Raw genomic sequence first — 13,599 nt, 5'->3', positions numbered from 1 at the left:
TTAGGACACGTCCCTTTCACGGATGAAACACGGGTTCGATTCCCGTACCGACTACCAAGACGTTAAAGCTCAATCCCCGCTTTGTCTTAAGAAATTTTTGTTTTATGGTTGTTAGTGGTTAAAGTGAACAAAAGCCCGATCTGTGATCGGGTTTTTTGTTTTTACAGCCTTTTTGATTAGTGGCATAAAAGCAATTTTTAATTTTGTTAATTTCAAGATTGCAATAATAAAACTAACCTATGCCTCAACCCAAAATTAAGCAACACTACGCCAAAATAATTTTGGCTTCAGCAATTCCTTTATTGATTTCCTGTAGTAAAAGTGAGCCTGTAGATCTCAGAGAGCGCACGTTGACCAAGGAGGAGATTACTCCTATGGTACAAGCTGCAGAAGGCGGAATAAATGCGACACTAAGTCCTGGTCTTAAACTTTCCCTTTGGGCAGCAGACTCACTTGTATATGACCCGATTTCTATTCAGGTGACTGACGACGGCAGTTTGTATTATACAAGAACCAATCGACAGAAAAATTCCGAATTTGACATTAGAGGTCATCAAGAATGGGAGATAGAGTCCATTAGTCTTCAAACAATCGAAGAGAAAAGAGCTTTTCTCCAAAAGACACTTTCTCCTGAGATGTCGGACAAGAATACCTGGCTTGGTGATGTCAATGGGGACGGATCGCATGATTGGAGGGATATGACTGTAGAGCGGGAAGAACTATACCGATTGGAAGACCGAGATGGAGATGGTCTGGCCGATTATTCCCAGATGATGGTTCAGGACTTTAACGATGTCACTACCGATGTAGCCGGAGCTTTGTTGAAGCTTGATGATAACTTATTTGTAGGAGTGGGTCCAGACATATGGAGACTTACCGATAAGAATGGCGACGGTATCATGGATGAGAAAGAATCCATTTCTCATGGATATGGAGTGCATATTGGCTTTGGCGGGCATGGCATGTCCGGTTTAAAACAAGGACCCGATGGAAGAATTTACTGGGGAATAGGGGATATAGGTTTCAACGGAGTAGGTCCAGACGGTACAGAATGGAAATATCCTAACAGAGGAGTAGTTGCCAGAGCAAATCCTGATGGTAGTGATTTTGAAATATTTGCAATGGGGGTGAGAAATACGCATGAATTTGCTTTCGATGAATACAATAATCTAATCTCTGTGGACAATGATGGAGATCATGCTGGAGAAAGTGAAAGGCTTGTTTATTTGGTGAATGGTTCAGATACTGGCTGGAGAACGAACTGGCAATTTGGGAAGTATCGTGATCCGGATAACAATACTTATAAAGTCTGGATGGACGAAAAACTTTACATCCCAAGACATGAGGGACAGGCAGCCTACATTACCCCACCAATACAAAATTACATCAATGGACCTACAGGAATGGTTTACAATCCAGGAACTGCTCTGGCTGATAAGTGGAAAAACACTTTTTTCGTAGCTTCTTTTGTGGGTAACCCAACTAGATCAGGGATTCATGCTTTTAAGTTGGAGCAAGATGGAGCATCATTCAAAATGTCCCAAACAGAGAATATCATGTCTGGAGTTTTGGCGACAGGATTGGATTTTGGTCCTGACGGTTCACTTTATTTTGCGGATTGGATTGAAGGCTGGAATACCAAAAACTATGGTCGCGTTTGGAAGATTGAGGATGAAGCAGGTGCAAATTGGGAAGCTAGGAAGATCACCGCTCAGGTGATGAAAACTGATTTCAAAACACTAACTGACGAAGCACTTAGTGGGTACCTTAGCGATGAGGACATGAGAATCAGAAGGAAAGCCCAGTTTGAATTGGCTAAAAGAGGAGATAAAGGAATGGCTATTTTCAAGACAGCTATAGCACAGAAGACAAATCAATTAGCGAGAATACACGGAATTGTGGGTATAAGTCAACTGGCTAGGATTGAGAAAATGGATTATGCGGATGCGCTGATTCCATTGTTAAAAGACCAGGATTCTGAGGTACGAGCACAAGCTGCCAAATGGCTTGGTGATATAAAATATGCTAAAGCAGGCGACGCACTTTTGCCTTTATTAAGTGACAGTGAGATCAGGGTTAGATTCTTCGCTTCAGAAGCTTTGGGTAGAATTGCTTACGAGCCAGCGATCAACGGGTTGATAGGGGTGTTGGAAGCAAACAATGACGAAGATGCCTTTTTGCGTCATGCCGCAAGCTTAGCCTTGGCTAGAATCAATAAGAAAGAGCCAATAATTGCTCTGGCATCGCATTCTTCCAACGCAGTTCGTCTTGGAGCTGTATTGGCATTGAGAAGAATGGCTGATCCTGGTATCACTGCATTTTTGGCTGATCAAGATGAATATATCGTTACAGAAGCTGCACGAGCAATCAATGATGATTTCTCCATTGAAGGAGCACTTCCGGCTTTAGGAGATCTTTTGGTTACCACAAGTTTTGAAAATGAGCCATTAATCAGAAGAGCCATTGGTGCAAATTTGAGAGTAGGTACTCAGAAATCTATGGATAATCTAAAGTCCTACATTGCTAAGCCAGGCATTAATTCTGCGATGAAAGCAGAGGCCATTGCTACTTTGGGCACTTGGGCCAAACCCTCTGTACTTGACCGTGTAGATGGTAGAAATAGAGGTAAGGTAGAAAGAGAATTAGCTCCGATTCAAAAGTCAGTGGAATCTACATTGATATCTTCATTGGCAGATAAAAGTGAAGAAGTGCGTGTGGCGGGAGTAAAAGCAATTGGGAAGTTGAAAATTGCAGATGCCGAAGAGAAGCTGGTTGCTCTTTTGAAAAACGATCAATCAGAAAATGTACGTGTAGCCGCGATTCTGGCCTTGTCCGAAACAAATCCTGGCAGTATCTCCGAGCCAATAGAAATTGCGATGAAGGATAAATCAAGGGCTGTGAGAGTAGTCGGCTTGGACCTTTTGACCAAAACAGATATTTCGCAGGAGTTAATGGTAAGTTTACTTCAGGACGTGATACAAAACAGAACAACGGCCGAAAAACAAGCCGCACTGATTAGTTTAGGAAATCTCGATAATTCAGCAGAATTACCCCTTTGGAACACGCTTTTAGAAGACTTGTCAAAAGATAGATTACCTAATGAAGTTTTGATTGAATTGGAAGAAGCGATAGATGAAACCAAATCCGAAGAACTGAGAACCAGATATGACAAAATCCAAGAGGAGCGAACCCAGGGTGATTTAGTTGCTTTATACAGTGGAGCACTTGAAGGAGGTAGCGTGAGAGTAGGAAGAAATATTTTTTTCCAGAATCAAACTGCTCAATGCATCCGTTGTCATGGATATGATGATATGGGCGGAGTGGCTGGTCCGCATTTGAACGGAGTAGCTAATAGAGCGACCAAAACTGAGCTTCTTGAGGCAATGATAGATCCAAGTAAACGGATTGCTCCTGGCTTTGGCTTTGTTCAATTAGAGCTAAAAGATGGTTCATCCGTAAATGGCACGCTGATGGAGGAAAAAGCAGAGGGTCTGGTTGTAAAAGTAGGAGCTAAGCCAGATACTTTGATTATGAATAGCAGTATTGCTGAAAGAAAGAATTCCCCGTCAAGTATGCCGGATATGAAGGCGCTATTGACCAAAAGGGAAATTAGAGATCTACTAAGTTTCTTGGAGACGATGACTAAGGAGTGGGAATAAGTAAGCTGTTACTCAGTTTAATAATTATCGGGATCATCACTTATGTGGTGATCCCTTTATTTTAATTCAAATTGAAATGAAGTACATAAGTCTTGCTGCTCCGGATGCTATTACAACTATTTCAATTTTGGCAGAGCACCGAAGGTTGTTTCTCGTACCTGAATGTCAGCTAGATAGCTGATGATTATCGCCGCATTACGATAATTACTTCTATTTATGTAATCCGAAATCAAGAATAGAAAGTTTTTCCATAGGGGAAAACAAAAAGAGCCATCCAAAAAATCAAGGATAGCTCTTCGGTAAATTGGGATATGTTAATTGTTAATTCAAGAATTCATCAAATGTCAAGCTAATAAAATACATGGTTCCGATAGTGGGATTTCCCCAGGCCTGGGTATATCCTTTGCTGAAAAGGTTTGAGCCACCAACTTTTAAGATTGACTTGATGCTTTTGATTTTATAGCTCACTTGTGCGTCAAATGTCCCATAAGCAGGAATAACTGATAATTGCCGTGTGGATACCGCTGGATTAACAAATGATGATTGCCAAGCAAATTCGCCTTGCCATCTATAAGCTAAAGCAAAGCCTAGGTTTTCTACCACTTCTCTATTTGCAAAGTTCAACACATATCGATATTCCGGAGTGTTAAAACTAGGCTGAAAACCGGTCTCAGCTAATTCGTCCAAATTTGAAAGTGTGTTATAAGATACGTTACCCCCAATGGTATATCCTTTTGAAAGTTTGTAATCCAAGCTGGCTGCCCATCCCCATGATTTGATGATTTCTGTTCTGTTTACAGGCATGGAATATACATTTCTTCCACCCGGGCCTACACCAATAAGATTTAATCCAGTTAATGGATTAGGCCCTACTAAGCCAGAGTCTGAAGCATCCTGAATCAATACTTGGCTGCCATTGAAGTTTTCAAATCTATTAAAATAGGCATAAGCATCCACCAATAATTTACTGCCCCAAATTCCTTTGTAACCCACTTCAAATGATTTTACCCGTTCAGGTTTGAATTCTTTGGTTTCGTAGGGTTGCAATTGGTCAATATTTGCTGCAGCTGCATTTACGGGAACAAGTTGAGCTGCTATTCCTGGTACTAATGTAGGAACTAGAGCTGCAATAGCAGCAGGAGCTTCACTTGGAGGTATATTGCCCGCTTGCACTTGTTGAGTTATAAATTCAGTCGCTCGTTGAATGGCTATATCTGTAGCTTGCTGAATACTTTGCTGGTAAACAGGAGAATTGGGTTGAGTATCAGCTAATACAGCTCCACCGTAGCTAGTAACATTTGCAAGAGTATAGCCAGAATTTGCATTCAGATTATAGCGGCCGGCAAAGAATGGTAAGCCACCGATCAGGCGAGCCTGTGGAGTATTCAGATCAATGTATTGATCTTGGTTAGTAGGAATACGGAATCCCGTCTGATAAGAAGCTCTAAAATTGTGATTTCCTTTTGTAAAAACTCCTGAAACTCTTGGAGACCACTGCCCTTCAAAGTTTTCATTTTTATCATATCGGGCTGATGCGGTTAATTTAAATCTATCATCAAATAACTTCTTGGACCCCTGAATATATCCTCCGTATTCATTGATATTGAACTCATCACCATTTTCATCCAAAGCGAAAATAGTACCGTTTGAATTCAAGTCATAAATTCTATAGTTAGCTCCTACAACAAACTCTGCGAAATTAATGTACTCCGAGAAATTGTATGATCCTTCAAAGTGATACAAATTACTACTGTCAACAAATTTGGCTCCGACTCCATTTTGATCACCTGGAATAGGTCTTGAAGTTACCGCATTCAAAGCATTTTGGAATTCCGCTGTTCCTGGCATGTATCTACCTTGATCTGCAAAAGCTCTTGCTGCCTGATGTGCCTGATCGGCAGGGAGGCCGGCTCCAACTGCCTGTGCGTATGCTCCCACATATTCTGGGAACCACTGAGTGCTAGCTTTCCAAGCCTCGTTAATTCCCTGTGCTGCTGTTCCTACTGCAAATGCGTCACCGGAACGCTCTTGAGTAGTATATGCTCGAAGATACCAATTAGAAGCTCTCAACTCAGCTTTGTATTGACCCATAGTGAAATCTTTCAAAGAATATCTATCCGCTCCGGTGTAGACAGTAGTTCCAAAACCTAAGTTTCCCTGTAAAACAGCTTCAATATTATCATTGATTCTATAATGAAGTGCAGCATTGAATTTCACTGATTTCGTACCATAATCGGCAATATCCCTTTCCCTATATCCTGTTCTAGAAACCGAAGAATTAGGGATCGCAGCTAAAGCAGAAGATGGTAAAACACCTGCAGCTACCATGGATTGACCTACAGATAGCATGTTAACATTTGTTTCATCGCCATAGATATTAACCCCGTTATAGGCTGGATTATTTTGGGGGCTTCCTGTCTCAATTGTAGATCCGTTCAAAAGAGATTGATCGCGAAAATCATTAGCCTGCCAATCATCAGCTGTTAAATATTCAAAGTTGATTTTAAAGGCAAACTTGTCACTGATGGCTTTAGCATATCTCGCGCTAAAGTTATAGAATCCGGTAGCTGCTTTGGATCGATTGCTTTCATCCATGATTCCTGTTTTTACACTTGCAGAAAGCCCTTGATAAAGAAAAGGACTTTTCGAATTCATAAGCAAGATACCGTTAATAGCATTGGGTCCGTAGAGAGCTGAAGAAGCTCCAGGAAGCAATTCCACACTTTCTAAATCCAATTCGGATATTCCGACAATATTACCAACAGAGAAATTCAGGCCTGGAGCTTGGTTATCCATTCCGTCAATCAGTTGCACTGTCCTCACATTGCCATTGGCATTGAATCCACGGGTGTTAAAGGATTTAAACAAGAGAGATTGCGTACTCATTTCCACTCCTTTCATATTATTGATAGCGTCGTAGAAACTTGCCTGTGGAGCATCCCGAATGGCAATGATATCTAATTTTTCTACTGAAACCGGAGACTGGAGAACGCTCTCTTCAACTCTGGATGCTGAAACGACAACTTCCTGACCAAGTATCGCTGTTTCTATTAGCTGAACATCAAGTGATGATTGTGAACTTGTTATTTCTATTTCCTGGGTATTATAGCCTACCATGGAAAAGACAAGTGTCAGTGGAGGTTCCTGATTTACATTTAGGGAATATTTTCCTGAAAGGTCAGAGATAGTACCTACTACTTTCCCTTTTACCAAAATATTTACTCCCACTAAGGTCTCCTTTGTATCGGAATCTGTGACTGTTCCCGAAATTACTGTCTGCGCTTGAACTTTGCCTGACGATAGGGAAACCAAGATAGACAGCAACAATACTGACATCCTGATTTTAATTGTAAAATTGTTCATAGGCTTACTGTTTATTATTAAACTGACCATGAAATAAGGGTGATTATTTCATTATTGATGGACGAAAAATAGGCTAAAAAACGAACAATTATAATTTTATTTTCAAAATATATTAGGGTAAAAAAAATGAGAAAAAACGATTGCGAAGGAAACTGAGGCATGTTCCTAAGAATTTCAAAATGAAATCACCTCTTTATTATCGATCTTAAATCACTTGCTGTTGTTTGTTAGAAAAAATGAAAACTAAAAAATTTTATGGTTTTAGGATTTTATATAAAAAAAGCCCGATTTATACCGGGCGTTTTTAAAAATTCAATTAATATTATCCTTTGCTATTTTCTTCATTGACATGTTTTACGAGACGATCACAAAGCTCTTTGATCTCTTCGGACATGTATTCATCTGCGGTGCTGTTCAAAATAGTCTGAGCCATTCCTCCCAGAATATCGATATAAAACCTCTTCATTTCTACCACTGACATTTCTTCTGTCCAAAGGTCAATTCGTAGCGTACTATGATTTTGATTATCCCAAACATTAAGACTAATGCTTTTAGTATCTTCCAAACCTGCACCTTCTTTATCCGATGCGTCCCACTTAATGGTTTTTGGAAAGCTGTTTTCATCTAAATCGACTTGAAATTTGATCTCTGATTTCTTCATGTTTTATAGTTTGATTCTAAGTGAATCATGTATTGATTTTGCAAAATTAATCAGGTTAACTCCACGAGCATTGCCTGAGTTCCTTTTTCAGGATTTTATTCAAAAATCATCACTGGAACGTCAGCTGGAATAATCAATTTCCCAGCTGTTTTCGATTGGATTTCTTCTACTGAAATTCCCGGAGCTCTCTCCCTTAGAATGAAGCCACCATTTTCTGAAATCTCCAAAACGGCCAAGTCAGTTACTATTTTCTTCACACATCGAATACCTGTGATAGGAAGGGAGCATTCTGGAAGCAACTTAGATTCACCAGACCGGGAGCAATGCTGCATCGCAACTATAATATTATCAGCTGAAGCAACAAGATCCATTGCACCACCCATTCCTTTTACCATTTTGCCAGGAATCTTCCAATTGGCTATATCTCCATTTTCAGAAACTTCCATGGCGCCAAGAATTGTCAAATGAACATGACCACCCCGAATCATCGCAAAGGAATCAGCAGAATTGAAAAGTGATGAGCCTTTTACCATAGTGACGGTTTGCTTTCCTGCATTGATGAGATCCGGGTCGATTTGATCTTCGGTAGGAAAGGGGCCAATACCAAGTAGCCCATTTTCAGATTGAAGAACTACTTCCAAGTCATTCGGAATATAGTTGGCAACTAGAGTTGGAATTCCTATTCCTAAATTTATGTATTGCCCATTCTTAACTTCTTTTGCGATTCGCTGAGCTATTTGATCTTTTGTAAGCATTTTGGGTTTGTTTTAAAGTCAAAGGAAATAGGAGAGAAGATGTGTTGCATCGGACTTAAACCTATTTAGAAACAGTTCTCTGCTCGATTCTTTTCTCATAGTTTTCTCCTTGGAAAATACGTTGGACAAAGATTCCGGGCGTATGGATCTCATTAGGATTGAGCTCACCTGCTTCTACTAATTCTTCTACTTCCGCAATACAGATTTTGCCCGCAGTTGCCATTATTGGATTAAAATTTCTGGCTGTACCCTTAAATATCAAATTACCTGCTGTGTCGCCTTTCCAGGCTTTTACAATAGAAAAATCAGCCTTTAACCAGCTTTCCAGCAAATACATTTTTCCGTCAAACTCCCTAATTTCTTTTCCTTCTGCGACTTCAGTTCCTACTCCAGCAGGAGTGAAGAATGCTGGGATGCCAGCTCCTCCGGCACGAACACGTTCTGCTAAAGTTCCCTGTGGGATTAAATCTACCTCGAGCTCTCCGCTAAGTAATTGTCTTTCAAACTCAGCATTTTCTCCTACATAGCTTGAAATCATTTTTTTTACCATTCGCTTTTTAAGCAATAGGCCAATACCAAAGTCATCTACACCGGCATTATTAGACACTATCGTCAAACCGGAAATATCTCGTTTTAAAAGTGCTGAAATGCAATTTTCAGGAATGCCAGTCAAGCCAAAGCCTCCCATCATCAGCATGCAATTGCTGGGAATATCTGCTACAGCTTCAGCGGCATTTTTTACAGTTTTGTTGATCATATATTTTGGGTTTATAATAAGTTCCGGGCATTCTTTTGATCTTGAAAAAGCTGTTGTTTCAGTGCATCCAGTCCATCAAACTTTTGCTCTTCCCGCAGAAATGCTTTGATGTATACAGTAATCTGCTTGTCGTAGAGGTCGCCTTGAAAGTCAAATAAATTGGCCTCTACGGTCTTTTGGGTACCATTGACTGTCGGTCGGTTTCCTATGTTCAGCATAGCTTTATAGAGTGAACCATTCACTAAAGCTTCTACTGCGTAAACGCCATCCTTCGGGATAAGTTTGTAGTCGTTGGGGATGTGTATGTTTGCTGTTGGGAAGCCGATAGATCTTCCAATCTGCTGCCCTTTGATTACCAGACCATTTAATTCATAAGGCCTGCCTAGGCAATTTATTGCTGTGGCAACGTCGCTTGTCTCTAAGGCAACACGGATTTTTGTACTGGAAACCCCAATTTCATCAACATCCTTCCTTGAAATCTCCTCCAAATCAAATCCATATTCTTCATGGTGGGCTTTTAGGTATTCGAAGCTTCCTTCCCTGTTTTTCCCAAATCGATGATCGTAACCTATCACCAATTTTTTGGTTTGTATGCCATCCACCAACACAGTTTCAATAAATTCTTTTGAAGTAAGCTGGGAAAATTCTTTGGTGAATGGAATCGTCACCAAATGATCGATGCCGAATTGTCTGAGAAGTTTTGCCTTTTCCTCAAAAGTGCTCAATAGTCTAAGCTTATGCTCATTTGGATAGAGAACTAAACGAGGATGTGGCCAAAAAGTAATAAGAACCGTCTCGCCGTTTATGGAGCGGGCTAATTCGCGGATTCTATGAAGGATTTTTTGATGTCCAAGATGAACTCCATCAAATGTTCCGCTGGTTACTACAGCGTTGGAGACGTTTGGGAAATCACTTAAGCCTTCATATATTTTCATATGGTAATACTTGTTTTTTTAGGGCCATATGGAATTTTGCATGAATTAAAATCATCCCTCTGTGCGAGGTCTATCTTCATGCTCAATTTCATTTGATCTTCCTTTAATTTCTTCTATTAATGGCAAAAGTTCATGTGCTTCTGAGAGTTTGAAGTTACCAATTCTGGTTCTGCAAAGCGAGCTCATATAGGCTCCAACTTGTAATTTTTCACCAAGATCTCTTGCCAAGCTACGGATATAGGTTCCTTTCGAGCAAACAATTCTAAACTCAACAACTGGATTTTCAAACTTGGTGATCTCAAATTCACTGACAGTGACAGGACGTGGATCCATTTTTACTTCTTTCCCTTTTCTGGCAGATTCGTAGACGCGTTTTCCATCTACTTTGATGGCAGAGTGCATAGGAGGGATCTGCAAAATATCACCGGTTAGGTCAGCTGCTGCTTTTATTACCTGTTCCAAAGTGATATGTGATGGATCTGAAACGGGAATAATCGGTTGTTCCAAATCAAAAGAATCAGTTGTCGCTCCGATGACAAATTTCCCGGTGTATTCCTTTTCCTGTCCCATAAAGGAATCAATTTGCTTGGTCATTTTCCCTGCGCAAACTATCAGCAATCCTGTAGCAAGTGGGTCCAGCGTCCCAGCATGGCCCACTTTCTTTATTTTGAGCGCATTTCGGACTTTCCTTACCACATCAAAAGATGTCCATTCAAAAGGTTTGTCGATTAAAAATACTTCTCCGTAAGGTTGCTCCTGCATTCTACAAATATAATCCAGCCACAATTGCGATCACACCTACTATCAGACAGTAGATTGAGAAATAGCTGAGTTTACTGTTTTTTACTAGTTTGATCATCCAGGTACATGCGATAATTCCAGCCACAAATGCAGCGACAAACCCTGCAGTCAGGTAACCGATTCCTTCAGTTTCCAAAGAAAGGCCACCATCCAAAATATCCTTAGCTATTTTACCCAAAATCAAGGGAACAACCATCAAGAATGAGAATCTAGCTGCTTTGCCTTTGTCAATTCCCAAAAGTACTGAGGTAGAAATAGTAGCTCCAGATCGAGAAATACCAGGAAGAATAGCAATGGACTGCGCAATACCGATAATTAGAGCTTGACCAAAAGTCACAGGCTGATTTGTAAATTTAGCTTTGTCCGCCAAAAAGAGTAAGACGGCTGTCAAGATCAGCATGCAGCCTACAAAGACAACTTGCCCGTCAAATAACGTCTCCAATTCCTCTGCAAACACAACTCCCACGATGGCTGCAGGGATCATAGATAGCACTATTTTGGAGACAAATTGTGTTTCCTCATTCCATTGGAACTTGAATAAACCACTCAAGATTTCTGCTATGTCTTTTCTGAACACTACAATAGTACTGAGTGCAGTAGCAAAATGGACCACTACAGTAAACATGAGTCCTTCTGCAGGCATTTTGCTCTCACCCAAAATAGCTTTCCCCAATTCTAAGTGACCGCTGGAGGAGACAGGTAAAAATTCGGTCAGTCCCTGAATTATTCCAAGGATAATTGCATCAATTATTTCCACGCTTATTTACTTATTACTTTCTGTTTTGGCGAAAATGGCATAGAATTCAAAAATAAACCCAGCCAAAGTAACAATTGGGCCAATTGTCAAACCTAATACTCCATTCCCATGAGGATCACTGTCAAGGCCTATAATGACAAAACCAAGAATGATTAGCGCAATGCCAATAAACATCAGCTTGTAATTTTTGCGGGAAAAAGGAAAGGATGATTTGCTCATTAACTTAATATAGTTCGTCCAAAGACATATTTAAATACTTATTTACAGCCCGCAAGGTACTTAGAACTGATAGAATTCCGCCTACGGTGATCAAAATCCCAAAAAGTAAGAATAACAATTGCTGATTTTGTAGCATAGCAAAACCTTCAATATTCGCCTGAGTGTACTTCACAAGAGCGAAAAGAATAATCGAAGCAAAACCTCCCGCCATCAAACCAAATAAAAACGCTCTCGATAGGAATGGTTTTCTGATAAAGCCTCTGGTAGCACCCACCAACTGCATGGAGCGGATTAGGAAGCGCTGTGAAAATAATGCCAAACGTATAGTGTTGTTAATAAGCATCACTACGGTAATGATCAGAATCAAAATGAATCCACCTAAGACCAAACTCACTTTTAGGAGATTCTTATTGATGGAATCTACCAAATCAGTCATATAAGAAACTTCAAAGACGCCTGGGATTGACTGAATTTCTGCCACGATTGCTTCCAATTGCTCGGAGGTTTGGAATTCCTCGGCAATTGTGAGTACAAAGCTGTCACGAAGTGGATTGTCCTCAAGAAATTTGGTAAAATCTTCACCTGTGCTTTCAATAAATGTAGCTGCTGCCTCTTCGTCTGAGACAAATTTAAGATTCAGAGTATCACCTTTCTGAAGGATAAATGACCGCTTGGAAAGATTATCGTGGATGGCATCAAGCTCTTTCTGCTCCATATTTTTCTCCAGGAACACCTGAACTTCTATGTTTTCACGGATCATACTTGTCAGCGTTTTTGCCTGAATCAAGATCACTCCGAAAAGACCTACAATAAAAAGTGATAGTGTAGTGCTGAAGAGAACGCTTCCGAATTTGAAGTGCCCTAATGTCTTTTTCTTTCTTGGATAATTGGCCATAGATTATAATTTCTGCTCAAAAGTAACCTTCCCCAAGGATATTGCCAATCTATTCCTGATAAAGGATTTTAATGACTTTTTCCCCGCTAATTCCATAGATATGATCATTAGGCCCTTTCTTCACCAATGACAGTCCGGTAAAGTGGCCAAACGCCGGCAAAATCAGATGTGTTTCGCTTAAATGAAAACAGGAAATTCTTAGTGACTGTCTGCCTTTGCCGTGCAATCTTACGCCCGGATGAATGTGTCCACACAGGTTCAATTTTCCCTCAGGAACTTTCTTCGCAGGTTCATGAGTAAGAAACATATTTTTCAATACTACTGGAGCATCGTGAATTTGGAATAAGGACTGTTGATATGCAAAAGGGGACAGCACATCATGATTTCCTTTGACTAAATGAAATTTTGTTTTGCTAAATCCAGCTAGAAAACCGTTTAGAAGTTCCCATTGCTCATTCCAATCACTATGAAATAGATCACCCAAAACATATAAGTCTGTGGGAGAATATCTTTCAATTAATTGTTTAATTACTTGTAAATCATTATAATGTACCGGCTCAGGAATAGGTATTCCTGATTTTCGGAAATGTGCTGCTTTACCGAAATGCAGATCAGCAATAAATAAAGATGAATAACTTTCGATCCAAATTGCTTTCTCAGGTAATAAGTAAAGAGTTGTTCCTGAAAATGATAAGCTTGAATACATTTAAAACTTAGGTATGATTTTACGGTATAATTGGATATCTTCAAATCTAGCCCAATTATAAGTTTACTAAAAATTCATTTTTATGAAAACT

Annotated in this window: 11 protein-coding genes; 1 reads left to right on the top strand and 10 read right to left on the bottom strand. The window is 40.0% G+C overall.

What is annotated here, in order from left to right:
- Window positions 1-239: 239 nt before the first annotated feature.
- The gene (locus AACZ73_RS18970; protein ID WP_339880319.1) at window positions 240-3,659 is read left to right on the top strand and encodes a HEAT repeat domain-containing protein; all 3,420 of its coding nucleotides are present in this window, start codon (window positions 240-242) and stop codon (window positions 3,657-3,659) included.
- A 321-nt stretch (window positions 3,660-3,980) separates the two neighbouring features.
- Here AACZ73_RS18970 and AACZ73_RS18965 read toward each other — a convergent pair whose 3' ends face one another.
- From AACZ73_RS18965 to pdeM, 10 genes are all read right to left on the bottom strand, one after another.
- The gene (locus tag AACZ73_RS18965) at window positions 3,981-7,022 is read right to left on the bottom strand and encodes a TonB-dependent receptor (RefSeq protein ID WP_339880317.1); all 3,042 of its coding nucleotides are present in this window, start codon (window positions 7,020-7,022) and stop codon (window positions 3,981-3,983) included.
- A gap of 322 nt (window positions 7,023-7,344) precedes the next feature.
- Window positions 7,345-7,683, bottom strand: a complete 339-nt coding sequence (gene gldC, locus AACZ73_RS18960) for a gliding motility protein GldC (RefSeq protein ID WP_339880315.1) — start codon at window positions 7,681-7,683, stop codon at window positions 7,345-7,347.
- A gap of 95 nt (window positions 7,684-7,778) precedes the next feature.
- Complete coding sequence (locus AACZ73_RS18955) at window positions 7,779-8,438, bottom strand: CoA transferase subunit B (RefSeq protein WP_339880313.1); 660 nt, start codon at window positions 8,436-8,438, stop codon at window positions 7,779-7,781.
- 61 nt (window positions 8,439-8,499) lie between these two features.
- The gene (locus AACZ73_RS18950) at window positions 8,500-9,195 is read right to left on the bottom strand and encodes a CoA transferase subunit A (protein WP_339880311.1); all 696 of its coding nucleotides are present in this window, start codon (window positions 9,193-9,195) and stop codon (window positions 8,500-8,502) included.
- Window positions 9,196-9,206: 11 nt separating this feature from the next.
- Complete coding sequence (locus AACZ73_RS18945) at window positions 9,207-10,130, bottom strand: bifunctional riboflavin kinase/FAD synthetase (RefSeq protein WP_339880309.1); 924 nt, start codon at window positions 10,128-10,130, stop codon at window positions 9,207-9,209.
- Window positions 10,131-10,181: 51 nt separating this feature from the next.
- Window positions 10,182-10,892 carry a tRNA pseudouridine(55) synthase TruB gene (gene truB / locus AACZ73_RS18940; protein ID WP_339880308.1) on the bottom strand — a complete coding sequence of 237 codons (711 nt, stop codon included), beginning with the start codon at window positions 10,890-10,892 and terminating at the stop codon, window positions 10,182-10,184.
- Between the two features lies 1 nt (window position 10,893).
- Entirely contained in the window at window positions 10,894-11,688 is a 795-nt protein-coding gene (locus AACZ73_RS18935) for an undecaprenyl-diphosphate phosphatase (protein ID WP_339880306.1), read from the bottom strand.
- A gap of 6 nt (window positions 11,689-11,694) precedes the next feature.
- Window positions 11,695-11,907, bottom strand: coding sequence for a DUF3098 domain-containing protein (locus AACZ73_RS18930; RefSeq protein WP_339880305.1), 213 nt, complete (start codon window positions 11,905-11,907; stop codon window positions 11,695-11,697).
- Between the two features lie 4 nt (window positions 11,908-11,911).
- Window positions 11,912-12,802 (bottom strand): permease-like cell division protein FtsX, encoded by an 891-nt coding sequence (locus AACZ73_RS18925; RefSeq protein WP_339880304.1) that lies wholly within the window; start codon window positions 12,800-12,802, stop codon window positions 11,912-11,914.
- Window positions 12,803-12,851: 49 nt separating this feature from the next.
- Window positions 12,852-13,508: a ligase-associated DNA damage response endonuclease PdeM gene (gene pdeM / locus AACZ73_RS18920; RefSeq protein WP_339880303.1), complete on the bottom strand. Its 657-nt coding sequence runs from the start codon at window positions 13,506-13,508 to the stop codon at window positions 12,852-12,854.
- Between the last annotated feature and the right edge of the window lie 91 nt (window positions 13,509-13,599).

It is taken from the genome of uncultured Algoriphagus sp. (genome assembly GCF_963974835.1).
GTDB lineage: Bacteria > Bacteroidota > Bacteroidia > Cytophagales > Cyclobacteriaceae > Algoriphagus.
This window is presented reverse-complemented; position numbering and strand designations above follow the sequence as displayed.

Bases quoted from the DNA above. Each gene is read 5' to 3' on its own strand.
- AACZ73_RS18970 (WP_339880319.1), top strand. From the start codon at position 240: ATGCCTCAACCCAAAATTAAGCAACACTACGCCAAAATAATTTTGGCT.
- AACZ73_RS18965 (WP_339880317.1), bottom strand. From the start codon at position 7,022: ATGAACAATTTTACAATTAAAATCAGGATGTCAGTATTGTTGCTGTCT.
- gldC (WP_339880315.1), bottom strand. From the start codon at position 7,683: ATGAAGAAATCAGAGATCAAATTTCAAGTCGATTTAGATGAAAACAGC.
- AACZ73_RS18955 (WP_339880313.1), bottom strand. From the start codon at position 8,438: ATGCTTACAAAAGATCAAATAGCTCAGCGAATCGCAAAAGAAGTTAAG.
- AACZ73_RS18950 (WP_339880311.1), bottom strand. From the start codon at position 9,195: ATGATCAACAAAACTGTAAAAAATGCCGCTGAAGCTGTAGCAGATATT.
- AACZ73_RS18945 (WP_339880309.1), bottom strand. From the start codon at position 10,130: ATGAAAATATATGAAGGCTTAAGTGATTTCCCAAACGTCTCCAACGCT.
- truB (WP_339880308.1), bottom strand. From the start codon at position 10,892: ATGCAGGAGCAACCTTACGGAGAAGTATTTTTAATCGACAAACCTTTT.
- AACZ73_RS18930 (WP_339880305.1), bottom strand. From the start codon at position 11,907: ATGAGCAAATCATCCTTTCCTTTTTCCCGCAAAAATTACAAGCTGATG.
- AACZ73_RS18925 (WP_339880304.1), bottom strand. From the start codon at position 12,802: ATGGCCAATTATCCAAGAAAGAAAAAGACATTAGGGCACTTCAAATTC.
- pdeM (WP_339880303.1), bottom strand. From the start codon at position 13,508: ATGTATTCAAGCTTATCATTTTCAGGAACAACTCTTTACTTATTACCT.